This window comes from Mesorhizobium shonense (genome assembly GCF_040545255.1).
Classification (GTDB): domain Bacteria; phylum Pseudomonadota; class Alphaproteobacteria; order Rhizobiales; family Rhizobiaceae; genus Mesorhizobium; species Mesorhizobium shonense.
The window spans coordinates 186,522-212,322 of record NZ_JBEPLM010000009.1; the positions used below are offsets into that span (position 1 = coordinate 186,522).

The window sequence follows — 25,801 nt, forward strand, 5'->3', positions numbered from 1 at the left end:
CTGATCTCCCTAGTGAAGGGCGGATTGACGCATTGCCTCAATTTCTGCCTGCGCCTCGCCAAGTTCTGTCAGGATCTTCAACGTCTCAGCCGCCTCGTTCTCATCGATACGACTCATCGCAAAGCCGACATGGACAAGCACCCAGTCGCCAACGCAGCTCTCCACCGGGTGCTCGGCGTCGACGATGCAGGCGATGTTGATCTGGCGCCGGACGCCGCTCACGTCCACGGTTGCAAGCTTACGTCCGGCATCGTCGATCCTTACGATCCGTCCCGGAATACCTAGGCACATGGGCTTCCTCCTTCTGGCCGGATTTTCCCGGCGACCATAGAATGCGCGGCAGCGATCACAGCCTGGCCGAGCGCGACGCCACCATCGCCGGCGGGCACGTCGGCGTGGGTGAGGACTTTGAAATCCATCTCCTCAAGCCGGCGCAGCGTTTCTTCGAGCAGGATGCGGTTATGGAAGCAACCGCCCGAAAGGACGACGGTGTCAAAGCGCGGACCCTGCTCGTCGTCGCGGCGCGAAAGTTTCAGCGTCATCGCCGCGAGTGCTTTGGCCAATCCCTTGTGAAAGCGTGCCGCCATCACACCCGCGGGTGTCTGCAAGATCAGATCCCCAAGCAGCGCGTTCCACATGGCGAGCGGCTCGATATAGGGCAGGCCGCTGCCCTTCAGATTGGGGATCGTGAGAGGATAGGCGAGTTCGTCGCCCTCTTCGGCCATGGCTTTTGGACAAACGATCGCCTCCAGCCGCATCGCTGCCTCCCCTTCATAGGCCTGGCGCTCAAAACAGATGCCGAGCGCGGCCGCGACGGCGTCGAAGAGCCGGCCGCATGAGGACGCCGGCGCGGAATTGACGCCGCCCTCGATCATGGCGTCGAGCGTGGCGCGCGGCTTGCCGGCAAGCGCCTGCAAGACGCCGAGCTCACTGAAATTCATCGCAAGCTGGGTCCAGCTCATCTCGGCCGTGAGGTGCGTGTAAAGATTGCGCCAGGGTTCGCGCGATGCTTGCGCACCGCCAAGCATCGCCACGGGTTTGAACGTGCCGAGCCTGTCGAAACCGCGATAGTCGGCAAGCATGAACTCGCCGCCCCAGATTTCGCCGGCACCTCCCAAACCGAGGCCGTCGAGCGCGATGCCGAGCACCGCGGGTGCATCAAACGGTCTACCGTTTTCGGCCAGGCAAGCGGCGATGTGCGCATGGTGATGCTGCACCTCGAAAAGCGGAAGGCCTTGTGAATGCGCGCTCTCACGGGCTAGCTTGCTCGAGACATATTCGGGGTGCCTGTCGCAGGCCAGCGCATCTGGCCGATGATCGAACAGATCGCGAAAAAGTGCGAGATTCTCGCGGTAGTCGTCGAAGGTCGCCGCGTCCTCCAGATCGCCCTGGTGCTGCGAGAGCACCGCGCGGCCGTTCTTGACCATGCAGAAGGTTGTTTTCATCTGCGGGCCGAAGGCAAGGATCTGCGGTGCGGTCTCGAAGCCCCGCGGCAGGCGAATCGAGGCCGGCGCATAACCGCGCGCGCGACGAAGCATCCGCACCTTACCAGCGGCCAGACGCACCACGCTATCGTCAACGCGGTTGGCGATCTCGCGGTCGTGGATTAGCGCGAAAGACGCGATTGCGCCCAGTTTTGACACCGCTTCGGCTTCGCCCGTCGCCTGCGGTTCTTCGGAAAGATTGCCGCTGGTCATCACCACTGGGCGCTTCATGCGGCGGAACAACAGAATGTGCAGAGGCGTCGAAGGCAGCATGAAGCCGTAGGTCGCCATGCCCGGCGCCACACTCTCGGGCAGACGCAGTGGCCCCGAAGCATCGAGCAGCACGATCGGGGCGGCGGCGGAGCGCAGCGCCTGTTCTTCCCCAGGCGTGACCCGGCAGTATTTGCGGATCACCTCCATGTCGCGCGCCATCAGCGCAAAGGGCTTGCGCTCGCGCCGCTTCAATTGCCTTAGCCGGTCGACGGCATCGGCGCGCGTAGCGTCGCAGGCCAGCTGATAACCACCGAGCGCCTTGATGGCGACGATCTCGCCTTTCTGGATCAGGCTCATCGCGGCGTCGACGTCATCGAGCATGGAGTGCTGCTCGTAACTCAGAGCGCGTCCGTCGAAGCGGATCAGCCTCGCCTTCGGTCCGCAGGCGTGACATGCGATCGGTTCGGCGTGAAAGCGGCGGTCCGCCGGGTCGCCATATTCGGCGGCGCAATCGGCACAAAATAAAAATGGCGCCATCGTGGTCGACGCACGGTCGTAGGGGACGCCTGTGACGATGGTCAGGCGAGGGCCGCAATGGGTGCAGTTGGTGAACGGATAACGATAGCGGCGCGCAAAGGGGTCGAGCACCTCGGCCGCGCAAGCCGCGCAAATGCCCGCGTCCGGTGAGATCTCCGTGCGAGCTTCGCCACTCGTGCTTGCGATGATCCTGAAGCCTTCCTCCAGCCAGCCGACGAATGGCGACACCTCGATCGCCTCAATTGCGGCCAGCGGCGGTGGCTCGCCCCGCAACCGCTCGACAAGACGAGCAATATCGTCGCGTGGCCCGCGCACGCGGATCAAAACCCCTTCGCCGTCGTTCAGCACTTCACCGTCGAGCAGAGCCTCTTGCGCGAAACGCCACACCGTCGGACGAAAGCCGACCCCTTGCACGCGGCCGCGTACGCGGATCTGCACGCTTTCGTGCCGGTCCGCGGCCTGCCGGGTGGGGAGGGCCGTCATGGCGCCGCCTCCCACAGGAGCACCCGGTTGTTCCCGGTGTCCGCCACCGCAACCAGGTCCTCATGCACCGCGATCGCGAAGGGCCAGCAGAGACTGTCGCGAGTGGCCGCCTTCCAGCGATTGTCACCTTTGAGGGCGAACCCGTTCTGCCCTGCCAGCGTGGTTGCCGGAGCGTCCATATCGAGGCCCGCGAGCGGGAAGCCCACAATGCGCGAATTTGCGGTATCGGCGCAAATCAACGTGCCTTCGCGAACGGCGATGCCATAGGGCATCTGCAAAGCCCGCTCGCTCGGGTCGTATGCTGCGCGATTATGGTCGATAGCCTCAAAGTTCTTCTGGCCGAGAATGAAGCTCGCCGGCGCGCCGTCTGCATTGGGCATGCCGTTCCAGGTCATGATGCGGCTGTTTCCAGCATCGGCGACAAAAATCCTGCCGCTGGTCACTGCAATCGTATGCGGCCACCGCATGCCGGAAGCACTTGCGCCGGATCCGGCGTTGTCGTCGCGTGCGAACATGTCCGGCTGACCGAGCACCAGATCCGCGGGCTGGCCGTTTGCCTCGGGCAAGGCGTTCCAGACCAGAACGCGCCGGTTGCCGGTATCGGCCACGAAAAGGCGTCCGTCCGCAATCGTCACGCCATAGCACCAGTTGAGGGTATCGGGGCCTGCCAGGCCGCCGCCACGATTGGCGAATCCGCAGTCGAAGTCTTTCTGCCCGAGCACCAGGTCCGCCGGCTGGTTGGAGTGCTCGGGCAGCGACGTCCAGATCAGGACGCGATGGTTCCACGCGTCCGCCACGGCCAGGACGCGACCGTCACTGGCAATGCCGGTCGGCATGTTCAAAGTCGCCGGTCCGGGCTTGTCTCCAGCGTTGCGGCCCTCCGCGAAGAAGTCCGGCTGGCCGATGACAAAGTCTGCCGGCGCGTTGTCGGCTTGCGGGAGCTGGCGCCAACCAAGCAGCCGATGATGACCGGTGTCGGCCACAAGGAAAGCGCCGCCCGACGCAAAGCAGACGCCGCGCGGCCCGAACAATGTCGAGGGGCCCGGCGCGATCGGCACCGGCAGGCCGTTCGCAGCGACATGGTGGCCGAGCACGATGCTGGCGCCGGCGGGATCGAGCAGCGGCGCGGCCGGTAAGGGGACCGGGCAAGCCGGCCGGAAAGCGGATGCGAGCGAGACGCGCGTCATCTGGCGAGCCTCACCTCGACGCGGTTGCCGATCACCTTGACCATATGCGGCTGGAGTTGCACCTCGGGAGCAGTGAGGCATTCGCCGGTGGCAAGATCATAGCGGAAGCCATGCCACGGGCAGGTCACGATGCCGTCCTCGACTGCGCCGCCGTCAATCTCCAGGCCGAGATGTGCGCAGGCATTCTGGAAGCAGGAGACGACCGCCCCCTGCCGAGACAAAATCACGTTTTCGCCGCCGACCACCTGGCGGAGCATGCCGCCTTGCGGAATCTCGTCGAGCCGACAGACCAGATGCCAGCCGTCCACCGCACCGAGCGCGAAGGGACTGACAAAACGCACGCTGTCGTTGGCGCCGGTGCCTGATCGCTTGACCTGGAGGATGTCGGTGATTTCAGGGCAGGCCTCCTCCACCGCCTTTTTGACGCCGGCATGGAAGGTCAAGGCCGAGGCGGGACACCCATCACAGGCCCCGGTGAAGCGCACCTCAATGGATGGCGGACGCACCGACACGAGCTCGACGTCGCCTCCGTGGGAAGCAAGCATCGGGCGCACACCGTCGAGCGCTGCCTCGACACGTTCGCTCAGGCTCGGCTTGAGGATGTTGTGGTGTCGCAGCACGGCATAAACGATCTCGTCAGCGGCCGCCGTCTTCATCGCCTGGAGCGCTGCCGGATCATCTTTGAGAGCACGAATCAGACGCCGGAATGCCTCGCCCTGAAGATCTTCTATCGCGCGCCGGTAGGCTTCCGCGGCGGAACGCTGCGTTTCGTCCCAGGACGCAAACAGCGCCTCCAGCCGCTCGATATCCCCGGTGAATCCGGCGAGCGTTTCGCGTTGGGTCGGAACGAGATCGACGGCGTTCATCTGCCCATATTTCCTACCGGTACCGAAGGTCCTTGAAGAGATAGGGCTGCACCGCGCCGCCTATGAGGCCGGCCACCGCCGCGGCGGCTATGACCGGGACCCCGATCTTGGCCAGGATCACGAGCAGGGCGGCCGTGGCCAATGCTCCTATCGCGGTTTGTCTGTAGACCTTGGCTGGGTCCGCAAAGAGCTTGCCCTTGAGGAAGAGGATGATCGAGCTTTTTGCCATTTCCCACATGATTACACCTCAGCCGATCAGCGCCAAAAGGATCAGGCCCACGACGATGCCAGACGCGCCGCCAACCGGGCCGTAGAAGCTGCCCATCATCGCGGCCAACTGGTTGCCGATCGCCTTGCCGCCGGTTGCCATGCCGCCGATCGCGCCGCCTATGCCGGATGTCATGATGCCGATCAGCAGCGCCAGTGCTGCCACGCCTGCAGTAAGTTCCACTAAAGTCACCTCGCGCTCCTTGTTGTCGTCAATTGAGATGGTGTTGGACGGACCCCGACAATCCGTCGGATTTCGTGGCCGGCGCCGAAAGCAGCTCCCGGTCGATTTGTTCGCAGGCCTCCGCCACGATGCGCGCCTTGTCGGCCTCGCCGGAGGCCATGAATATCTCGCGACATTCGCGGTAATATTCGCGCGCAGCCGTCAGGTTTGCGCGATTGCCGTTGGCCGGATCCGCCGGATCGTCGGGAAGGTTCCAGAGGCAGTTCGCCTTGTTGGCGACGGTGTTGGCGTATTCCAGCGGCATGGCTGCGCGGGTACGCACCTTTAGAGCCTCGTCATAGGCTTCGAGCGCGCGCAGATTGTTTTCCACGACATGGCTGGACGAGGCATATTGCAGTGCGTTGCCGAGGTTATTCTGCAGCATTGCGTATTCGGTGGGATGGTCGATCAGGTTGACGATCTTCAGCCCTTCCTCGAACGCCTGCACGGCCAGCGCCTCGCGCATTTTCGCGCGACTGTCGGTGAAGGGCATGGACAGGAAGGCAGTTGCCAGATTGTTTTGCAGGATGGCGAATTCTTTCGGGAATCTCACACGGTCGAAGGTGCGCAACGCCCGTTGGTAGGCCGAGATGGCATCGGTGATGCGCGCCCTGTTCAGCCCGGCGAGATTGTGGATCGCCAGTCCAAGGTTCATCTCCGCCTCGGCCAGCTCTTCCGGTCGATCGAGATCGGCAAAATAGCGGGTGGCTTTTTCCAACTCGGTTCGGGCTCTCTCTAGAGCATCGGCGCCGCCGTTTGGCAGAGCCAGAAGCGCGGTTGCCCGGCGAGCGGCAATCCGTGTGCTCAGCAGATGCTCGCCGTTCGGACAAATAGCGCCGGCTCGTTCGTAGAGATCAATCGCGGCCTCGATCTCGTCGGGCGATTTGGGACGCTGCTGAAGACCCATGGCGATCTCCATGAGCATCTCGGCGCGATCCTGGGGCGAGGCGGAAGGGTCGTCGGCAGCCGCCAACGCGGCGCGCACTTCCTCGTCCAAACGAGATTGCCTCACCTCTATCCTCCCATGCTGCTTGGTTGCAGCTTCTATTGCGGCTGATGCTAACAGCTTTTTGAGTGTTGTCTACTTAAATTACGATGTGCAAACTTAGTTTGCAAAAACGCCCCGACCGATGAAGCCGGCCTGAGAGCTGTCCCACACCACTTGAAGCTCACGCTTGTCATCATCCGCGATCCCGTTCGCCCGAAAGAAGTCGGGAGCGTGCGCCACCCGGTCGCCTGCCAGGTTCTTACGCTTGAGCAGATATCCTCCTGCCTGCGCCAGCAGCACCGGCAGGATGAGCAGGTCGGACTCACGTCGCATCAGCACAATGCCGCTGATCCCGCAGAAATGCCGCTCGTAGGCCTCGCCCGACAAATGCAAGCCGCCGCGGCTCACGCGCACGGTTAAAGTCGCATCGTTCATTGCTGTCCGGCCGCAAGGCGGTCCGCCACGATTTCCCCAATGCGCTGGGCCACCACCAAGGCCGCCTTGGCTACAGGCACACTGAGACCGAGCCCCAGATCCAGCTGCCCGGCCTCGATCAGGAATACGGTGACGTCGTCCGGGAAGGCTGCGCCGAAGATCTGCCGGCCGGCATGGAGGGCTGCATCCCAGCGGAAGTCGTGCAGATTGAGTCCTGGATAATAGGGTCGCGCCAGTTCGCGTCCCGGCACCTCGTAGATCGCGCCCGCTTCGACGCCGCTGCGGGCTGCATCAACCAGGATCAACGACCTGCAGCCGCGGGCGGCGAACATGACCGCCATGCCATCCGTTCCGGCATCAAGCAGCTTGACTTCCGGTCCTTCCAGTCCTGCTGCGCGCAGCACACGGATCACCTCTGGCCCGGCACCGTCGTCTTGCCTGTTGAGGTTGCCGCAGCCGACGACCGCGATCATGCTGGCCTGCTCCTCATATCCGCCAAAGCCGGCACGACCACTCCGGCTCGACCGGCAGGTCGAGTTCGGGAAGCTCACAGAACCTGCGATGCACCAGATAATACATGCAGCTCTCACACGCCTGCTCTATTCCCTGGTGCTCGACCGGCCGCAAGGTGAAGCCCGCGATCGCGAGCTTTGCCGCCAGATCGTTTCCGGCCGCCCGCAGGCGGGCAATGACGGCGAGTACATCGTCATGGCTGTCGGCGCGTGGAAATGCTTCTGTCTCCGGCGATCTCGTCAGTAGCAACTCAATGATTTCGCGCGACTGGGCATCGTCAATGGTCGTCATCGCAGCCTCCCTCCAGGGCACGCCTGCGCAAAAGGGCACGTCAGATGCGCCAGAGCCGGCACCACCAGTCCGCGTCGACCGGAACTGCCAACTCCGGCAAGTCGCACCATTCTCGGTGGACCAGATAATACATGCATTCCATGCAGCGTTGCCTGTCAGGCCCATAAGGATGATCGACAAAGCCGCTGATGACCATCTTGGCCTCGACGTCGTTCGTGTCGAGCTTGCGCAACTCGCCAAGAATCGCAGCGAACTCCTTTTCGGTTTCAGGAAAAGGTTCGGTTTGCGTCTCGAGGCCCGACTTCATGAGCTGCGCCATCTTGCGCAGCAGGGCGTGCTGTTGCTCATTGTTCATCGGCTACCGTCCCGACATTTGGAGAGCGGGCCGATCGCAGCTGGTGCAGACGATCGGCAGCGTCGTAGAAACCGGCAGATACCTATGCCGTGCGGAAACGGGCAAGCTCCTCGCCGGTATTGGCGTCGTGAGCGTGCACGGTGCACACAAGGCAAGAATCATACGAGCGACAGACATGTCCGACCTCCACAGGGTCGTTCATATCCGCAATCGGCGTTCCAATCAGGGCCTGTTCGATAGGGCCGAGTTCGCCGCCATCGGAGCGCGGCCCAACGTTCCATGTCGTGGGCGCAATGATCTGATAATTCTTGATCTTGCCGCCCTGCACCTCGATCCAGTGGCAAAGCGCCCCGCGAATGGCTTCTGTTGCGCCCCACCCTTTGCCGTCCTTTTCGGTCGGTTTGACATACCAGGGATCATTCAACCGGAATTCCCTGAGTGCGTGTTCGGCTTGCCGGTATAGCTTGACCCCTTCATGCATGCGCGCGAAGTGGCGCAACATCACGCTCGCGCCCCCAAGTTTCTTGTACATGTCCAGCACCAGCGGATCAAAGTGCTGCCAGCTTTCGCCATGCGTGCCGCCGGCGATCAACTGGCGCGCCAGCGGACCTGCCTCGAGCCGACCGTTCTGGTCATGGCGCACGGCAACCGACCACGAATACTTGTTGTCATAGTCGACCGGGTTCTTGCCGACTGGCTTGGTCACGCGCTCGAACGGATGCATGCCGCCCGGCTCGTCATACCAGGCATGCTTGAGGTCCTCGCGCGTATAGACTTGATCCATCAGCTTGTGCGTGTCGCTCGCGCCGTCATAGACGCCGCTCTTCATAAGGACCGCGGAGTTGCGGCCCTCAATCGTGGGACGGTTGTACCTGTCCTCATGGGGCAGATAACCCCAAGAGACGTACTTGCCATGCCCCTGGCCGTATTTGTCGACGCCGACATCGAGGCTCATGCGCCAGAACATGCCAAGATCCGAATTAGCATGTTCTGGCCGCTCATCCAGCCAGGCCATGAAGTCGTCGTAGGACTGGATCTGCTCATAGCGCTCGAAGGAGCAGCCGAGCCAGACCGGCTCCATCCAGTTGCGGCGGAAATGCTCCAGGATAGACCAGGCCCGGGTCACATCGGTCAGTGTCGGCGCGCACATGACGCCGCCTGGCACCATATAGCTCGAATGCGGCCACTGCCCGCCGAGCAGGGCGTAGATTTCGACCGGGCGCCCGGAGATGGTCACGCCGAGCTCGTAGTTGGTCCCCGTGAACGGCGACCAGCGCTTGACAGCTTCCTCATAGTATTTCGAGTGGGAGTAGTTCTTGTGCGTGTAGTCGATCATGAAAAGTCCGTAGTGATGCCTTGGCAGGCTCTGCAGGCTTTCCACGATCTGTCCCAGGTTGCGGGCGAGGATTGCATTGCGTGGCACCTCGGCCTTCCAAGCAGTGTCGAGCGCCCAGGCCGCGCAGGTAAGGTGGGAGGCGCCGCAGATGCCGCAAGCGCGCGGGGTAACAACGAGCCCCGCCTGCGGATCCTTGTCGCGCAGGATCACCTCAAAGCCGCGGAAGAGCTCGGCTTGCGTCCAGGCGTTGACCACAACGCCATTTTGGATGTCGACGCGTACATCGAGATCGCCCTCAACGCGGCCGACGGGCGAAATATCAAGTGTTTGAACTGCAGCGGACATAATGTCTTGACCTTTGTCGATCGGGTTCGGGAAAGCGCGCTTTAGACAACGAAGATGTCTTCTTCGGCCCAGCGCGGCGAAGCGGCCTTGGCGGCGGCGGTCAGCTTGATGTAGCCGGTCTTGTCGACGCCGGAGGGCATGTCCTTGGGCACGCCCATAACCGTCTGCGTCTTGAAGACGGTGCCGGGCGCCAAATCGAAGAACGGGAACTCCGGCTCGGTGCAGCCCATGCAAGGCATGCCGGCGCGCGTCTTGGACGATTGCCGGTTCCACAACACGCGATTGCACGGCGAATGGGTCATTGGACCACGGCAGCCCAGGTCATAAAAGAGACAGCCCTTGCGCTGGCCGAACTCGGTGGCCGACACCTTGTATGCGAAGTGCATGTTGCGGGTGCAGCCGGTCTGGGTGAAAGAGGTGAAGAAGGTTTTCGGCCGCTGGAACTCGTCGAGGCTGAGATCACCCGCGCGCCCGGTCGCGACCGCAACGACAATTTGTGTGATCCAGTCCGGATGAGCGGGGCAGCCCGGAATATTGATCACCGGCAGACCGGCCTTCGACTTGTAGTCCTTGCCAAGGAACCCGCCTTGGTTCCGCTTCAAGAATTGAAGACCCTGGCTTTCGGAGGGGTTCGGCGCCGTTGCCGGTATGCCGCCCCAGGTCGCGCAATCGCCGACGGCGACAACGAAATTGGCCACTTTGCAAAGGTCGCTCACCCAGTCGCGCATCGCGCGCCCGGCGAAACGGTTCCATTCACCAGTGCCGTTGGGAGCGTTCACGACCGTACCTTCGAAGACGAAGATGTCGAGCGGCATCTGGCCGGAGGTCAGCGCGTTCAGTAGCTTCTTGAGATTGTCTCCGAGCTCCAGTCCCAGCGACGGATGCCAGAGCACGTTGATGCCGAAATCAGTGACGAGATCGCAGGCACTTGGCTCCTCCGCATTGAGGAACGACATCGTATTGCCCGAGCAGGCTCCGCCCTGGAGCCATAGAAGATTGGCCATGAATTTCCTCCTCCGCTACGCCGCTGACCTTTAGGTGCAGCGCGTCTACAAAACAGGAATAGCAAGCAACATGCCAAGTCAGGCCGCGCCAAAAAAATCCTCGTCACTCAGTGGCTTAAGGAAACCAGCAGCATGTTGCGGCGCAACATTCTTCTTTGCGGATGTGCAAACTAACTTGGCAGGTGGAAAGTTCGTTTGTGCCGTTTGTCGACCGCTCAGCCGTGGCGGTTGCCGCATGCCGGGCAGGTGACCTCCAGAAGATAGCCGTACCAGATACCCCTGCAGCGGCTGCACCAATGGCCTGTGGTCTGATGTTCGGGCGCCCCGATCGCTTTGGCCATTGCGCCCAGTCCCAGATACCGCGTCGGTTCGGCATGCCCGGACGGCAACACGCGCGACTGCGGAAATCGCAGGACCGTCGTGCCCTTATCTTGCGCTTCATCGGTGCTCATGGATGCCTCTCAACCGTTTTCATTGAGACTGTAGCGCTTGATCTTGTTGGCAAGCCCCACGCGCGACAAACCGAGCTCGGTCGCGGTGCGGCTTTGGTTCCAGTGGTTTCGTATGAGGGCGCGGCCCACAATCTGCTTCTCGAGACTCTCGACCTGGTCCTTAAGCGTGGTCCCTTCGGGCACGAAGCCCCTTAAGCCGTCGCCCTGCTTGCGGGCAGAGGCGGTCGCGAGCAGCGATGGCGCCATGTTGCGGGTGGTGATGTATTCACCATCCTTGGTTAGCGCGACCATGCGGCGGATTTCGTTTTCCAGTTCGCGCACGTTGCCGGGAAAGCTGCACAGCGCCAGCTTCTCGAGAGTGTTGGCGGTGATACCAAGAACCTTACGGCCCATTGCATCGGCATGCTTGGCGGCAAAGAACTCCGCCAGCGGCCCGATATCTTCTGGACGATCGCGCAGCGGCGGTACCTCGAACTCGAAGCCCTTCAGCCGGAAATAAAGGTCCTGGCGGAACTTGCCCTGCGCGACGAGGTCCTGCAGCCGCTTGTTTGATGCAGCGATAATGCGGACGTTGCAATGGATGACCTTGTCGGCCCCCAGCGGCTTGACCTCGCCTTCTTGAAGAAAGCGAAGCAGGCTGACCTGAAAGGATGGCGACACATCGGAGATCTCATCCAGGAAGACCGTTCCTGCATCGGCGGCCCGAAACAGGCCGAGCCGATCCGAAATCGCCCCGGTGAACGCGCCGCGCTTGTGGCCGAACAGTTCCGACTGGAGCAATTCGTCGGGCATGCCTCCACAGTTCTGGACAAGGAGCGGGCTTGCGCGCCTGGGTGAATTGTAGTGGATGGCGCGCGCGAGCAGCTCCTTGCCGGTACCAGTCTCGCCCTGGATCAGGATGGGCAGTTCGGTCGCGGCTGCCTGCCGCGCCAGATCGCACATCTCTGCCATCTTTTCGCTTGCATAGACGAGTTTTTCGAACTGGTGGCTTTCCGGCCTCAACACGGGGTCACGGCGCTCCCCGAACATCAAGGCCCCCGAAATCTTGAACTCCCGAGACAGAATACGGTGGCGGCGATGAAGTTCACGCGCTTCCAAGGCCCGCTCAACGGCCAGACCGAGCTGTGCCGGGTCGAGAGGCGTCAGAAGGAACTGATAAATCGCTGCCTTGGAAAGCGCTTGGTAAGACAGCGACGAGGGCGCCGGTGTCACATAGACACGCATGATATCCGGGTGAGACACGCGCAACCTAGTGAGGAAATCAAGACCCACAGTCTCATCCTGTCGATCCTCCGCGACCGCCAGATCGACATGGATGCTGCTCATTGTTGTCAGTGCCTCGGCCGGACTGCCGACCGACAGCACCCGATACGCGTACCGGTCCGACAGTACCTCGAGGCTGTCGGACCAGTCGCTGCCTGGACGAGCTACAATGACGACTGTACCGGAATGGTCCATGAAACCATGTTTCCAAAATGTCTACTTGATTAGCAGCTTGCCCCTTCCGGCGCAATGTTCGGGTCTGGAGACACTAGGGCTTGGGGTGAAGCTCGCAATTCCAGCATGGTGGATTTGGCATTACGAAGCCGGAACGCCGTAGGCTTGCGTGCTGCATCCGGCAAGACACCGTACGGGTGCTCCGTGCTGCCCGCGCAGGAGCAACAAGGCACATTTCCGAGAGCATAGCGCACACCGCGACTATCCTGGTGCCAAGGCGGGTAAGGATGGCATGTAAGTCAGTTCCGTCGGGCCCGTTATTTCGCCGCGACCAAGCCGGGCCAGTCGGACAAATGAATCGACTCGTCCAAGTTTCGCTATCACAGCCGATCACCGCACTTCCAACAACGGCATGAGAGCCGGTTCTAGGCTCCAGCCCGAACAACTTGAAGATCAACAACGGTAGCAAAGCGTCGACAACGGCAACGCATCAGGCGTCCAAAAGTCCGCCACCTCGCGAAGCCAAGTTCAAAGCCGAAAGCCGATTGCCCCTGCATGTTTATGACCAAACCGTTCCGTCGGCGGCTTCATACGGACCTTCATAACAGGCGAGTAGCGACAGGACTACCGCATGCTTGGTACGTTTTTGGTCCAAGGGGGTATCTTGAGTGTTAGCCGACCGTGGCCGTCACGATTGAAAACTGTCAGAAAACGACCTATACTTCTGACAGGAGACATGGCCATGCGGCGTTTGACTGAACAGATTCTTGAGCACGCGACGCGGCTGCCGGGGGGCACGCCCGTCGCGGCTAAGAGCTTGCTTCATCTTGGCAATCGCGCCGCGGTGGACCAGGCCCTGTCGCGCCTGGCCGAGCGAGGACAACTGATCCGAGCCGGCCGTGGTGTTTACCTCCTGCCCGTAACGAGCCGGTTCGGGACCAGAGCGCCGTCGGTGGAGCAGGCAGTCGAGGCGCTCGCCGCCCAGCGTGGCGAGGTTATCGTCTCGAGTGGCGCGGTCGCCGCCAACAGCCTTGGGCTTACGACACAGGTGCCGGTCCGATCGGTTTATCTTACGTCGGGCCGCACCAGGAAGATGAGCCTTGGCAAGCAGACCGTCGAGCTTCGCCACGCGCCTCGCTGGCAGCTCGCGATGCCACATCGGCCGGCGGGTCAGGCGGTGCGAGCACTCGCCTGGCTCGGGCCGGAGAATGCCGAGACGGCCCTCAAGACGCTGAAGCGGAAGCTGCCGCCCGCTGCTTTCAGCGAGCTGGTAGCAGCGGCCCCTCAGCTTCCGACCTGGCTCGCGCGCAGCGTTGGGAAGGTCGCGCATGGCTAACGCCTTCCTGCTCCTTCCGCCCGAGGACCGCCGGGAAGCCTTGAGCGTCGCTGCCGACCGCTCAGGCCGACCCGCGCACCTTCTTGAGAAGGATGCATGGGTGGTGTGGGCGCTGGCGACGCTCTACGGCTCGCCGCTCGACGAACGTCTGGTCTTCAAGGGCGGCACTTCGCTCTCGAAAGCCTATCGGGCCATCCGGCGGTTTTCCGAGGACGTCGATCTGACCTATGACATTCGCGCGCTCGCGCCCGACATTGTCGGAGACAATGGCGAGGCGCTACCGAAGACACGAAGCGAGGAAAAGCGCTGGACGAGCGCGGTGCGCGAGCGTCTGCCGCAGTGGGTCAAGGGTTCCGTTCAGCCGGTCATCGCAGACGCATTGGCGGCCGGACCGCTGTCTGCGGCGATCCGAGTCGAAGGTGGGAAGCTCTTCATCGATTATGAGGCGACGACGGCTGGCTCGGGCTATGTGGCGCCGAGCGTCATGCTTGAATTCGGCGCACGCTCAACGGGCGAACCAGCGAGCCTGCGTGACATCGTCTGCGATGCGGCCGGTATGGTGGACGGTATTGTCTTTCCTACCGCTCGGCCACGCGTGATGCATGCCGAGCGGACGTTCTGGGAGAAGGCGACCGCGATCCACGTCTTCTGCTTGCAGGAGCGCCTGCGTGGCGAGCGTTTCGCTCGTCACTGGCACGACGTCGTGCGGTTGGACGACGCTGGTCTTTCGCAAGCTGCACTCGCCGATCGGGAGCTGGCGAACGCCGTCGCGCGTCACAAGGCGATGTTCTTTGCCGAGAAGGCGGCCGACGGCGCACCAATCGATTATGCGGAAGCAGTGAATGGGGCCTACACCTCGTGCCGGCGGGCGAGGCGCTGAAAGCGCTCAGCGACGATTATGCCCACATGGTTGATGACGGTCTGCTTCTCGATGATGCCGAATCTTTCGAGTCGCTATGGATCGATGCGCCGAGATCGCTGAGCGGGCCAATCGCGGCGACCAAGGATAAGAAAATGGATAGGCTCGCTCACGCGTAACCAGACGACCGAGCCGCTGCATCAGGGGCGAGCATGACCAGCGGGAACAGGGGCGCGCCAGCCAGGCCCCAGTTCTGCATCCGCCCATGCAGCGACAGCATCGATTCCGTCGACCGGCAACGTCGGATAGTCCTCAAAAATTTCGCGGCTCGTCCTTCCGACGCGGAGATACGCGACGATCGTCATGGCCGGAACCCTGGTTCCGCAAACAACTGGCTCATGACCGAGGGATCGCGGATCACTTCACTTCTCATGGGCGATGGACTTTTTTCAGCGCTACAATCATCGCGTCTCCTTCGCCTCCAAAATAGCTTTCGCTTGCCAATTGGAAGGAGAGCGATCGGACAAGTCTCGCCCATTTACTTCGGCATACCATTCGCCCGGTGTCGGGCCAACCACATGCAGTCTGTCCGGAGCTAATCTCTCGCGACACCAGTGACGACGCATTCACAGCAAAAATCAGTGTGACGGGCCGCACCCACGGCGTCGATCCCATGATTGGCCTGCTTGCGTTGCGTGCTCCACCGGTGTCAGCTTTCGAGTCTGTGTTTCGTTTTACGCCCGCAAGAACTACCTTTGCAGAGAGTAGCTGCTTACCAAGACGTCTCGCATGCAGGCTCCCTCGTCGGCGGCGATGGCAGGCTGCCGAGATAAGGTGTCATCTTCCCTTAAGCTCGTTCACGCGTAAGCAGACGACTGAGCTCGATCGGCTGGGCTATCAGGGACGTGTAAGGACGGAACTCTGCCGATGACCATGGCATCGCCAGATTGCGCAAAATCAGATCGGCACCGCTAAAATCTTCATGACAGCTGAACTGGCTGGGGGTGATGATGGTGCGCATGCCTGAGCCGCGTGCGGCCAGAAGCCCATTTCTGGAGTCCTCGATACAAAGACATTGCGAACCTTCCAAGTCGAGATCTGACAGCACCAAACGATAGACCTCAGGATCCGGCTTCTTGGCTTTGACGTCCTCACCTGTCCGGATGGTTGCGAAAAGTCGAGGTGCCTCATCGCCCAGAGTTGACTGAAGGAGCGACATCACGTTCACCCTGCTTGTCGTCGTCCCGATTGCGAGCAAAAGACCCTTGCGTCTGGCGTGATCGATCAAGCCCTCCACCCCCGGGCGCAGAGCGATGGCGCCCTCCCGGATCGCCCGGTTATACAGATACGTCTTGCGCGCGTGCAGGGCGGCAGCATCGACTTGGCACTGCATCCTGTGGCTATAGGCGATAATGCGTTCGCGCCCGCCCGCTACTGCGAGCAGTTCAGCATAAAGGGCACTATCCCAATTCCAGCTTAGGCCGTGCTCCGCGAACGACTGGTTGAAAGCACGGCGGTGCAAGTCTTCCGTCTCGGACAGCGTGCCGTCAACGTCGAAGACAATCGCGCGGATCGGCATTATTGGGCCTTGCAGGCCGCGAAGAACCTCGCTTCGAGTTCATCGAGCCGGTCGATCACGACGTCTGCGCCGAGCCCCTCTGGCGCGACGGACGTATAGCCGCCCCGCACGATGGTGCACGCCATATCCGCTGCCCTGGCCGTGAGCACGTCAGCCGCGCTGTCGCCGACGAGCATCGCCTCGTGTGCATCGCAGCCGCAGCTCCTGCACGCGGCCAACAGCATCTCGGGGGACGGCTTTTTCGGGTAGCCGCTGTCGCCACCGATCACAACGTCCAGTTCCGCCAGCAGATCGAAACGCGACAGAATAATGCGCGAGAAACCTTCTGGCTTGTTGGTGACCACGCCTGTCCGCAATCCCGCTTTGCGGGCAGCCGACAGGGCCTGTGCAGCCCCGGGCCGGAGCGTGGTCAAGCGGGTGAGATTGTCGGCATAGATGTCGATCATCGTCGCGTGGCGCTCGCGAAATTCCTGACGCGAAAGTGCGACGCCATGGGTGGCGAATGCACGCTCCACCAGTGCCCCGATTCCGTTGCCGATCATGCCGCGGACAGCTTCCAATGAATGCGGCGCCAGCCCAAAACCTGCCATCAATTCATTGACGGCCGCCGCAATGTCCGGAGCGGAATCGACGAGTGTGCCGTCGAGATCGAAGAAGACGGCGCGAAGCGACGAGCCTTCGATGTCCTTTACTGCGAGACTCATGCCGGTTCCCTTGCGGCCACCCTGTCGGCGGCGTGGCGGATCGCGGCTATATTGGTTCGGTAGGCGTCGGCAGTACCGCCCTTGAAGACAGCGGAGCCGGCGACGAGCACATTGGCGCCGGCCGCGGTAACCAGGGGAGCCGTTTCGGGCGTGACGCCGCCGTCGATCTCGATGTCGATCGGACGTTGGCCGATGAGCGCCTTGACGCGCCTGACTTTGTCGATGACCGCCGGAATGAAGGCCTGGCCGCCGAAACCCGGATTGACCGTCATCAAAAGCACCAGATCGAGCCGGTCGAGAACGTATTCGATGATGTTTTCCGGTGTCGACGGATTCAGCGACACGCCGGCCTTCTTGCCGAGGCTCCTGATCGCCTGCAGCGAACGGTCGAGATGCGGCCCGGCCTCGGCATGCACCGTAATGATGTCGCAGCCGGCATCGGCGAAAGCAGCCAGATAGGGATCGGCCGGCGCGATCATCAGATGACAGTCGAAGACCTTGTCCGTTCGATCGCGGATTGTCTTGATCACCGGCGGGCCGAAGGTGATGTTGGGCACGAAATGCCCGTCCATCACGTCGAGATGGATCCAGTCGGCGCCTGCTGCCGAGACGGCCTCCACCTCCTCGCCGAGGCGCGAAAAATCGCACGACAGAACGGAAGGGGCGATGATGGTCTTCCCGGTCATTTGCTGTCTCCTTCCCCAGGATTTAGCGCGAACACCCGGCTGGCTGTGATGTCCTCGACCGAGATCGTCGACAGCGCCTTTGCGTCGAGCGGTCCGTTGGCGCTCTCGAACAGGCGGTTGGCCTGCCTCAGCCGTGCCCGGTCGAGCGCGTTGCGGATCGAGCGGGCGTTGGCGAAATGCGGCTGCGCGCGGCGGCGTGCGATGTAGTCGGCCATTGCGGCGGTTGCCTTCGTGTCGAACAGGTAATTTTGCTGGTCGAGCATTTGTTCCGCGATCCTGAGAAGCTCGTCGTCGGAATAGTCGGGAAAGTCGATGTGGTGGGCAATGCGCGAGCGGAATCCCGGATTGCTTTCGAAGAAGCGGTCCATGCGCTGCGCGTAGCCGGCGAGGATCACCACAAGGTCGTCGCGCTGGTTCTCCATCACCTGCAGCAGGATCTCGATCGCCTCCTGGCCGTAATCGCGCTCGTTCTCGGGGCGATAGAGATAATAGGCCTCGTCGATGAACAGCACGCCGCCCATCGCCTTCTTCAGGATCTCCTTGGTCTTGGGCGCGGTGTGGCCGATATATTGGCCGACCAGGTCGTCGCGGGTAACCGAAACCAGATGGCCCTTGCGGATATAGCCCAGCCGATGCAGCAGGTCGGCCATTCGCAGCGCGACGGTCGTCTTGCCGGTGCCGGGATTGCCGGTGAAGCTCATATGCAGTGTCGGCGTCTCATGGGCGAGGCCCATGCGGCGGCGCGCCCGTTCGACCAGCAGGAGCGCCGCCGTCTCGCGGATGCGTCTCTTGACCGGGGCGAGCCCGATTAGCTCGCGGTCGAGCTCGGCCAGGACGTCCTTGACGCCGGAAGTTTCGAATTCCTCACGCAGATCGATCGCCGCTGGCGTGACGGCTTGAGGCACTTCCGTTTCGGCAAAGGCTGGCGCCGACATGGCATTCTCCTCTTGTCCCGACGATCAGCCGTACCTCGTTCCAGCCGGCTTGTCGGCGGCGTAGGGCTTGGTGGTGTAGCGGATCATGCGGCCCGAGGCCTCCTGCCGCTCGAGCCGGTAGCCGGGTTCCTCGGCCGGACGATTGGCGATGAAGGAGAGCTTCACCGACTCCCAGCCATGCGAGGAATCGAAGGCGACGACGCGGATATAGCGGTCGCCATAGACCTTGCGGCACGCGTTCAGCTCCATCATCAGCGCCGCCGCGTCGGGATTGTCGAACATCGGGTGGCCCCACATGTCCCAATAGACGTTGCGCGGGTGCGGGTCGTCGGTGACCTCGAGGCTGACGGCCCATTTGTTGTCGATGCAATACTGCACCTGCGCGCGGATCTGGTCGTCGGTCAGGTCGGGCAGGAAGGAAAAGGCTCCCTGGGTGATGCGCATGGCTGTTCTCCTTATTCGGCTGCAGTTGCCACCGGAACGAAGTCCGGCGTGTCGGTCGAGGCATAGTTGAAGGTCACATCCTTCCAGGTCTCGAGCGCCTGTTTCAGCGGCAGACAGTTCCTGGCCGCGTTCTCCAGGATCTGCGGCCCTTCCCGCACATAGTCGCGGCCCTCGTTGCGGGCGAGGATCATGCATTCGAGGGCAACGCGATTGGCCGTGGCGCCGGCAGCAATGCCCATCGGATGGCCGATTGTGCCGCCGCCGAACTGCAGCACCACATCCTCGCCGAGCAGGTCGATGAGCTGATGCATCTGGCCGGCATGGATGCCGCCGGACGCCACCGGCATCAGCTTGTTGAGCGAGGCCCAATGCTGGTCGAAGAAGATGCCGTTCTCCAGCTTCATCGGGTTATGGTCCTCGCGGCAGATGTCGTAGTAACCCTTTGTCGTCGCCGGGTCGCCTTCCAGCTTGCCGACGACGGTGCCGGCATGAATGTGGTCGACGCCGGCAAGCCGCATCCATTTGGCGATGACGCGGAAGGAGACGCCGTGCGACTTCTGCCGCGTGTAGGTCGAATGGCCGGCGCGATGCAGGTGCAGGATCATGTCGTTCCTGCGCGCCCATTTCGCCATCGACTGGATTGCCGTGTAGCCGATCACGAGGTCGATCATGACGATGTTGGAGCCGAGTTCCTTGGCGAAGTCGGCGCGCTCGTACATGTCCTCCATGGTGGCCGCGGTGACGTTGAGATAGGTCCCCTTGATCTCGCCCGTCTCGGCCTGCGCCTTGTTGACCGCCTCCATGCAGTAGAGAAAACGCTCGCGCCAATGCATGAAGGGCTGCGAGTTGATGTTCTCGTCGTCCTTGGTGAAATCGAGCCCGCCTTTCAGCGCCTCGTAGACGACACGACCGTAGTTGCGGCCGGAAAGGCCGAGTTTCGGCTTGACGGTGGCGCCGAGCAGCGGGCGGCCAAACTTGTCGAGGCGCTCGCGCTCGACGACGATGCCGGTCGCCGGACCCTGGAAGGTCTTCACATAGGCGACGGGAAAACGCATGTCTTCCAGCCGCAGTGCCTTCAACGGCTTGAAACCGAAGACGTTGCCGATGATCGATGCCGAAAGATTGGCGATCGAACCCGGCTCGAACAGGTCGAGGTCGTAGGCGATATAGGCGAAATACTGTCCGGGCGCGTTCGGCACCGGATCGACGCGACAGGCCTTGGCGCGGTATTTTTCCGTCGCCGTCAGCCGGTCGGTCCAGACCACCGTCCAGGTTGCGGTCGAGGATTCGCCGGCGACGGCTGCCGCGGCCTCTATGGGGTCGACACCATCCTGCGGCGTGATCCTGAACACCGCGATTATGTCGGTGTCCTTCGGCTCGTAGTCGGGCTCCCAATAGCCCATCTTCTTGTATTCCATGACACCGGATTTGTAGCGGTCCTTGCCGGTCACGGTTTCGGATTTGTTGGGCATGACGCTGGTCCTTTCCTTTTTTGGCGGACCGCCGCTCAGGCGGCTTTGGCGGTTGCGATTTGCGGGTCGAGTTTTCCCGCGGCGTAGCGTTTCGCCATCTCGTCCATGGCGATGACCTTGATCTTCGAGGCGTTGCCGGCGGTGCCGAAGCGTTCGAAACGATCGCGGCAAAGGTCGCGCAAGGCGTCCATGGCGGGCTTCAGGAATTTGCGCGGATCGAATTCGCGCGGATCCTGCGTCGCGACGCGGCGGAACTGCCCGGCCATGGCCATGCGGCAATCGGTGTCGATGTTGACCTTGCGCACGCCGTGGCGGATGCCGCGCTCGATCTCCTCGACCGGAACGCCGAAGGTCTGGGGCATCTCGCCGCCATAGTTGTTGATGATGTCCTGCAGTTCCTGCGGCACGGAGGACGAACCATGCATGACCAGATGCGTGTTCGGCAGCTTCTCGTGGATCGCCTCGATCACCTGCATGGCCAGGATGTCGCCGTCCGGCTTGCGCGTGAACTTGTAGGCGCCGTGGGAGGTGCCGCAGGCGATCGCCAGCGCATCGACTCGGGTGGCGGTCACGAAGTCGACCGCCTGATCGGGATCGGTCAAAAGCTGATCGTGCGATAGCGCGCCCTCTGCGCCGTGACCGTCCTCGGCCTCGCCCCGGCCGGTTTCCAGCGAGCCGAGCACGCCGAGCTCGCCTTCGACGGAAGCGCCGACCCAATGCGCCATGCGCGCGACGCGTTCTGTGATGGCGACGTTGTAGTCGTAGCTCGCCGGAGTCTTGGCGTCCGCCATCAACGACCCGTCCATCATCACCGAGGTGAAGCCGTGGCGGATCGCCGAAAGGCAGGTGACTTCATTGTTGCCGTGATCCTGATGGATGCACAGCGGAATGGCCGGATGGATCTCGGTCAACGCCTCCATCATCCTGGCCAGCATGATGTCGTTGGCATAGGAGCGGGCGCCGCGCGAGGCCTGGATGATCACCGGCGCGTCGCAGGCTCTGGCCGCCTCCATGATGGCGAGGCCCTGTTCCATGTTGTTGATGTTGAAGGCGGGCACGCCGTAACCGTGCTCGGCGGCGTGATCGAGGAGCTGGCGAAGCGTTATCTTGGCCATATCAGGCGATCTCCATGTTGGGAACCTTGTTGCGCAGCGCCTCGATGCCGGGAAGGCTGCGTCCTTCAAGCCATTCGAGAAAGGCGCCTCCGGCAGTCGAGAGATAGGTGATGCGTTCGGCAACCCTGGCCGCAGACAGCGCCGCGGCGGTGTCGCCGCCTCCGGCGATGACGGTGAGCCGGCCAGCCTGGACGAGCTCGGCGGCGTAGCGCGCCACCGCAAATGTGCCCCTGCCGAACGGGTCGATCTCGAAAGCGCCGAGCGGGCCGTTCCAAAGCAGGGTCCTGCAATCTTCCAGCACGCGGGCTATACGCAAGACCGTGGCACCGCCCACGTCGAGCGCCATCCTGTCGGAGGGGATCGCGTTGACGGGGACTTCGAGGGGAGCGGCCGTGTCGTTCAAGTCGTGCGCCACGACCACGGCGTCGGGCAGCAGGATCCGGCATCCGCTTTCCGCGGCCTTGGCCATAATTGTCCGGGCGATTCCGATACAGTCCCGCTCATGCAAGGACCGGCCTATGTCGAGCCGCTTCGCGGCAAGGAACGTGTTGGCCATGCCTCCGCCGATGATGAGGTGATCCATCCGCGGGACGAGCTGCTCCAGGATGGCGATCTTCGATGACACCTTGGCGCCGCCTACCAGCGCGGCCACAGGACGCACGGGGTTCTCCAGCGCCGTCTCGAGCGCCGCCACTTCGGCCAGCAGAGAAGGTCCGGCGAAGGCCGGCATCAATCGGGCGATGGCATGGGTGGAAGCATGCGCCCGGTGGGCGCAGGAGAACGCGTCGTTGACATAGATGTCGCCGTTGACTGACAGGCGCAGGGCAAAGGACCGGCTGTTCTCCTCTTCGCCTCGGTGGAAGCGAAGGTTCTCGAGAAGCTGGATGGTGCCCGCCTCGTGGTGCAATGCCGCGTGCTCGGCGACCGTGCCGACGCAATCCGGCACGAAGGTCACGGGATAACCGCTGGCGCGCGCCAGCCGATCGGCGATCGGCCTGGCCGAATAGATAGGGTTCGCTTCTCCGGCGGGGCGGCCGAGATGCGTCATGACGACCACCCTGGCGCCGCGCGCCACCAGATCGCTCACGGTCGGCGCGAAGCGGTCGACGCGTGTGGCGTCCGCAACCATGCCGTTGCGCAGCGGGACGTTGAGGTCCGCCCGGACCAGAAGGCGCCGGCCGGCGACGTCGACGGATCGGATATCGACGAGGCCGCTCACAGCACGCCGCCGATCGCGGCGGCCGTGTCCGCCATGCGGTTGGAGAAGCCCCATTCGTTGTCGTACCAGGACATGACCCGCACCAGTCGCCTATCGATGACCTTGGTCTGGTCGAGAGCGAAGGAGGAGGAGGCGGGGTCGTGATTGAAGTCCGACGAGACCAGCGGCTGGTCAACGATGGAGAGGATGCCGGCCATCCGTCCCTGCGCAGCCGCGACAATCGCCGCGTTGACTTCCTCCACGCTCGTGGGGCGCAACGGCACGAATTTGAAGTCCACCGCCGAGACGTTGGGTGTGGGCACGCGGATTGCGACACCGTCCAGCTTGCCCTTCAGTTCGGGCAGCACCAGCCCGACCGCCTTGGCGGCCCCCGTCGATGTCGGGATCTGCGACAGGGCTGCCGCGCGGGCGCGATAAAGATCCTTGTGCATCGTATCGAGCGTCGGCTGGTCGCCGGTGTAGGAATGGATGGTCGTCATGAAGCCGCGCTCGATGCCGATGGCTTCATGCAGCACCTTGGCCATCGGGGCGAGGCAATTGGTGGTGCAGGACGCGTTGGATAAGACGACGTGGTCCGCCGTTATGCTGTCGTGATTGACCCCGTAGACAACGGTCAGGTCGGCGCCGTCGGCGGGCGCTGACACCAGCACCTTTCTCGCGCCGGCGGCCAGATGCGCTGCCGCCTTGTCCCGCGTCGTGAAGATGCCGGTGCATTCGAGCGCGATGTCGACACCGAGCTCGGCGTGAGGAAGCTGCGCCGGGTCACGCAAGGCGGTGACCCGCATCGGAGCCCGGCCGTCGACCTGTATCGTGTCGCCATCAATCGCTATCCGGCCCGCGAAGCGCCCGTGGACGCTGTCGTAGCGCAACAGATGCGCGTTGGTCTCGACTGGGCCGAGGTCGTTGATGGCGACGACCTCGACATCGGTCCTGCCAGATTCCAGGATGGCGCGCAGGATGTTGCGGCCGATCCTCCCGAACCCGTTGATTGCAACTCTTATCGGCAAGGCCTCAATCCTTCTGCGTGACCGCGAGGGCGGCATCGGCAATCGCCTCGGCCGTAATTCCGAAATGTCTGTAGAGGTCGGTGGCCGGCGCGCTTGCGCCGAAGCCGATCATGCCGACAAAGTCGCCCCGTTCGCCGATCCAACGGTCCCAGCCCATCCGGGCCGCTGCCTCGACTGCGATGCGCGGTGCCTTGCCCAGGACTTCGGCGCGATAAGCGCTGTCCTGTTCCTCGAACAGTTCCCAGCAGGGCATGGACACAAGTGCCGCGCGGACATTGTGCCGCTCATGAAGCAAGTCGGCCGCGGCACGTGCGATCTCGACCTCGGAGCCGGTGGCAACCAGCGTCACGTCACGCCGACCCACGGCCTCACGCATCAGATAGGCGCCCCGGGCCGAGCGGTTGGCCCCAGGAGCCATCGTGCGCAGCATTGGCAGGTTCTGGCGCGACAGGACAAGGACGCTCGGCCGGTCTTTGGCTTTGAGCGCCAGCTCCCAGCATTCGGCGGTTTCGATGATGTCGGCCGGACGGAAGACATTGAGGTTCGGTGTCGCGCGCAGCATCGCCAGATGTTCGATCGGCTGGTGCGTCGGGCCGTCCTCGCCCAGCCCAATCGAATCGTGGGTCATGACGTAGACGACACGCTGCCCCATCAGGGCCGAGAGCCGCATCGCGCCGCGCGCGTAGTCGGCGAAGCAGAGGAAGGTGCCGCCATAGGGAACGAAGCCGCCATGCAGGGCAATGCCGTTCATCGCCGCCGCCATGGCGTGCTCGCGAATGCCGTAATGGACATAGCGCCCGGCAAATGTGCCCGGCGCGATCTTGCCCATGTCCTTGGTGATCGTCAGATTGGAGTGGGTGAGGTCGGCGGAGCCCCCGACCGGGAGATCGGTCGCTGCGTTGATGATCGACAGCGCCATTTCTGACGCCTTGCGAGTGGCGACATTGGTTGCCTTCTCGAAATGCTCGGACCGGAAAGACGCCAGGGCCTCAAATACCGCCGCAGGCACCTCGCCGGCGATTGCGCGGTCGAATGCCTCGCGTTGCGGCGTGCTCTGATGACGGCGCTCCCAGGCTGTCCGTGCCGCTTGGCCGCGAATGGCCACGGCCCGCCAGGCGCGCATCACAGTGCCGGGCAGTTCGAAGGGCGGATATGTCCAGCCGATGTTGGCGCGCGTCGCCTCGATCTCGGCCAGGCCCAACGGCGCGCCATGTGTCTTTTCCGATCCGCCGAGATTGGGAGCACCCTTGCCGATCACCGTGCGGCAGGCGATCAGCGAGGGCTTGTCCGACCGTCGCGCCTGCTCGATCGCTGCCGCGACGGCTTCCGCGTCATGCCCATCGACGGCGCTAACATTCCAGCCGGCGGCGCCGAAGCGCGCCGGCTGGTCCATCGAGGTGGCGAGGGAGGTCGGCCCGTCGATGGAAATGCGGTTGTCATCCCACAGCACGATCAGTTTCGACAGCCGGAGATGGCCGGCGAGGTCGATCGCCTCGTGACTAATGCCTTCCTGGAGGCAACCGTCGCCCGCAATGACATAGGTGTAGTGGTCGACGAGGTCCGCGCCGTAGCGCGCCGCCAGCATGCGTTCCGCGAGTGCCATGCCGACGGCGGTGGCGATTCCCTGTCCGAGCGGCCCCGTCGTGGTCTCGATGCCGAGCGCGTGGCCGTATTCCGGATGGCCGGCGGTGCGGCTGCCGAGTTGGCGGAAACGCTGCAGCTCACCGATCGGCATGTCTGGGTAGCCGACCAGGTGATGCAGCGCATATTGCAGCATCGAGCCATGGCCGGCAGACAAAACGAAACGGTCGCGGTCCGGCCAATCGGGGCGCGACGGATCGATAGTGATGAAACGGTTGAACAGCACCGTGGCGACGTCCGCCATGCCCATCGGCATGCCGGGGTGCCCGGAATTGGCCTTTTGGACAGCATCCATGGCGAGAGCCCGGATCGCATTCGCCATCTCCTGCTCGCTCGCATCGATGAACGTTGAACCGGTGGTCCTTGCATGGTCGTTCATGGCTTGCCT

26 protein-coding genes and 2 pseudogenes are annotated in these 25,801 nt (G+C 62.9%); 2 read left to right on the top strand and 26 right to left on the bottom strand.

Going from position 1 to position 25,801, the window contains the following annotated elements; translation table 11 throughout:
• Positions 1–9: 9 nt before the first annotated feature.
• The 15 genes from ABID26_RS22955 to ABID26_RS23025 form a co-directional block, all read right to left on the bottom strand.
• Positions 10–291 carry a HypC/HybG/HupF family hydrogenase formation chaperone gene (locus tag ABID26_RS22955; protein ID WP_354416625.1) on the bottom strand — a complete coding sequence of 94 codons (282 nt, stop codon included), beginning with the start codon at positions 289–291 and terminating at the stop codon, positions 10–12.
• The gene (gene hypF / locus ABID26_RS22960; RefSeq protein ID WP_354416627.1) at positions 282–2,717 is read right to left on the bottom strand and encodes a carbamoyltransferase HypF; all 2,436 of its coding nucleotides are present in this window, start codon (positions 2,715–2,717) and stop codon (positions 282–284) included. The genes ABID26_RS22955 and hypF overlap by 10 nt, the downstream gene beginning before the upstream one ends.
• The gene (locus tag ABID26_RS22965; protein ID WP_354416629.1) at positions 2,714–3,775 is read right to left on the bottom strand and encodes an NHL repeat-containing protein; all 1,062 of its coding nucleotides are present in this window, start codon (positions 3,773–3,775) and stop codon (positions 2,714–2,716) included. The genes hypF and ABID26_RS22965 overlap by 4 nt, the downstream gene beginning before the upstream one ends.
• 125 nt (positions 3,776–3,900) lie before the next feature.
• On the bottom strand, positions 3,901–4,770 hold the full coding sequence (locus tag ABID26_RS22970) for a NifU family protein (RefSeq protein WP_354416631.1): 870 nt from the start codon (positions 4,768–4,770) through the stop codon (positions 3,901–3,903).
• Between the two features lie 13 nt (positions 4,771–4,783).
• Positions 4,784–5,008, bottom strand: a complete 225-nt coding sequence (locus ABID26_RS22975; RefSeq protein WP_354416633.1) for a hypothetical protein — start codon at positions 5,006–5,008, stop codon at positions 4,784–4,786.
• A 9-nt stretch (positions 5,009–5,017) separates the two neighbouring features.
• The gene (locus ABID26_RS22980; protein ID WP_354416635.1) at positions 5,018–5,221 is read right to left on the bottom strand and encodes a hypothetical protein; all 204 of its coding nucleotides are present in this window, start codon (positions 5,219–5,221) and stop codon (positions 5,018–5,020) included.
• Positions 5,222–5,249: 28 nt separating this feature from the next.
• Positions 5,250–6,272: a hypothetical protein gene (locus tag ABID26_RS22985; protein ID WP_354416637.1), complete on the bottom strand. Its 1,023-nt coding sequence runs from the start codon at positions 6,270–6,272 to the stop codon at positions 5,250–5,252.
• 93 nt (positions 6,273–6,365) lie between these two features.
• Entirely contained in the window at positions 6,366–6,683 is a 318-nt protein-coding gene (locus ABID26_RS22990) for a hypothetical protein (RefSeq protein ID WP_354416639.1), read from the bottom strand.
• Positions 6,680–7,156, bottom strand: a complete 477-nt coding sequence (locus ABID26_RS22995) for a hydrogenase maturation protease (RefSeq protein ID WP_354416641.1) — start codon at positions 7,154–7,156, stop codon at positions 6,680–6,682. Before ABID26_RS22995 ends, ABID26_RS22990 begins: the two co-directional genes overlap by 4 nt.
• A gap of 13 nt (positions 7,157–7,169) precedes the next feature.
• Positions 7,170–7,487 (bottom strand): hypothetical protein, encoded by a 318-nt coding sequence (locus ABID26_RS23000; RefSeq protein ID WP_354416643.1) that lies wholly within the window; start codon positions 7,485–7,487, stop codon positions 7,170–7,172.
• A gap of 40 nt (positions 7,488–7,527) precedes the next feature.
• The gene (locus ABID26_RS23005) at positions 7,528–7,842 is read right to left on the bottom strand and encodes a hypothetical protein (protein ID WP_354416645.1); all 315 of its coding nucleotides are present in this window, start codon (positions 7,840–7,842) and stop codon (positions 7,528–7,530) included.
• 82 nt (positions 7,843–7,924) lie between these two features.
• A complete protein-coding gene (locus tag ABID26_RS23010; RefSeq protein ID WP_354416647.1) occupies positions 7,925–9,388 on the bottom strand; it encodes a nickel-dependent hydrogenase large subunit in 1,464 nt (487 codons plus the stop codon).
• A 176-nt stretch (positions 9,389–9,564) separates the two neighbouring features.
• Entirely contained in the window at positions 9,565–10,527 is a 963-nt protein-coding gene (locus ABID26_RS23015) for an NADH-quinone oxidoreductase subunit B family protein (RefSeq protein WP_126102085.1), read from the bottom strand.
• Between the two features lie 215 nt (positions 10,528–10,742).
• Entirely contained in the window at positions 10,743–10,979 is a 237-nt protein-coding gene (locus ABID26_RS23020; protein ID WP_354416650.1) for a hypothetical protein, read from the bottom strand.
• A gap of 9 nt (positions 10,980–10,988) precedes the next feature.
• Positions 10,989–12,437, bottom strand: a complete 1,449-nt coding sequence (locus ABID26_RS23025) for a sigma-54 dependent transcriptional regulator (protein WP_354416652.1) — start codon at positions 12,435–12,437, stop codon at positions 10,989–10,991.
• 721 nt (positions 12,438–13,158) lie between these two features.
• On the opposite strand from ABID26_RS23025, the gene ABID26_RS23030 reads away from it, so the two are divergent.
• Together ABID26_RS23030 and ABID26_RS23035 are read left to right on the top strand one after the other, a co-directional pair.
• Entirely contained in the window at positions 13,159–13,752 is a 594-nt protein-coding gene (locus ABID26_RS23030; protein WP_354416654.1) for a DUF6088 family protein, read from the top strand.
• Positions 13,745–14,762 (top strand): annotated as a pseudogene (locus ABID26_RS23035) (nucleotidyl transferase AbiEii/AbiGii toxin family protein). Before ABID26_RS23030 ends, ABID26_RS23035 begins: the two are co-directional and overlap by 8 nt.
• A 49-nt stretch (positions 14,763–14,811) precedes the next feature.
• Here ABID26_RS23035 and ABID26_RS23040 read toward each other — a convergent pair.
• The 11 genes and pseudogenes from ABID26_RS23040 to tkt all read right to left on the bottom strand — a co-directional run.
• Positions 14,812–15,018, bottom strand: a pseudogene (locus tag ABID26_RS23040) (DUF433 domain-containing protein); the annotation flags it as partial.
• A 440-nt stretch (positions 15,019–15,458) separates the two neighbouring features.
• Positions 15,459–16,190, bottom strand: coding sequence for an HAD-IA family hydrolase (locus tag ABID26_RS23045; protein WP_354416656.1), 732 nt, complete (start codon positions 16,188–16,190; stop codon positions 15,459–15,461).
• On the bottom strand, positions 16,190–16,894 hold the full coding sequence (gph, locus tag ABID26_RS23050; protein ID WP_354416658.1) for a phosphoglycolate phosphatase: 705 nt from the start codon (positions 16,892–16,894) through the stop codon (positions 16,190–16,192). The genes ABID26_RS23045 and gph overlap by 1 nt, the downstream gene beginning before the upstream one ends.
• On the bottom strand, positions 16,891–17,580 hold the full coding sequence (rpe, locus tag ABID26_RS23055) for a ribulose-phosphate 3-epimerase (protein WP_354416660.1): 690 nt from the start codon (positions 17,578–17,580) through the stop codon (positions 16,891–16,893). The genes gph and rpe overlap by 4 nt, the downstream gene beginning before the upstream one ends.
• Complete coding sequence (gene cbbX, locus ABID26_RS23060) at positions 17,577–18,515, bottom strand: CbbX protein (protein ID WP_354416662.1); 939 nt, start codon at positions 18,513–18,515, stop codon at positions 17,577–17,579. Before cbbX ends, rpe begins: the two co-directional genes overlap by 4 nt.
• Before the next feature lie 24 nt (positions 18,516–18,539).
• Positions 18,540–18,959, bottom strand: a complete 420-nt coding sequence (locus tag ABID26_RS23065; protein ID WP_354416664.1) for a ribulose bisphosphate carboxylase small subunit — start codon at positions 18,957–18,959, stop codon at positions 18,540–18,542.
• Between the two features lie 11 nt (positions 18,960–18,970).
• Entirely contained in the window at positions 18,971–20,431 is a 1,461-nt protein-coding gene (locus ABID26_RS23070) for a form I ribulose bisphosphate carboxylase large subunit (protein ID WP_354416666.1), read from the bottom strand.
• 35 nt (positions 20,432–20,466) lie between these two features.
• Positions 20,467–21,546, bottom strand: coding sequence for a class II fructose-bisphosphate aldolase (gene fba, locus ABID26_RS23075; protein ID WP_354416668.1), 1,080 nt, complete (start codon positions 21,544–21,546; stop codon positions 20,467–20,469).
• Between the two features lies 1 nt (position 21,547).
• A complete protein-coding gene (locus ABID26_RS23080) occupies positions 21,548–22,765 on the bottom strand; it encodes a phosphoglycerate kinase (protein WP_354416670.1) in 1,218 nt (405 codons plus the stop codon).
• Positions 22,762–23,772 carry a type I glyceraldehyde-3-phosphate dehydrogenase gene (gene gap, locus ABID26_RS23085; protein ID WP_354416672.1) on the bottom strand — a complete coding sequence of 337 codons (1,011 nt, stop codon included), beginning with the start codon at positions 23,770–23,772 and terminating at the stop codon, positions 22,762–22,764. Before gap ends, ABID26_RS23080 begins: the two co-directional genes overlap by 4 nt.
• Positions 23,773–23,776: 4 nt before the next feature.
• Positions 23,777–25,792 (bottom strand): transketolase, encoded by a 2,016-nt coding sequence (gene tkt, locus ABID26_RS23090; protein ID WP_354416673.1) that lies wholly within the window; start codon positions 25,790–25,792, stop codon positions 23,777–23,779.
• Positions 25,793–25,801 lie beyond the last annotated feature (9 nt).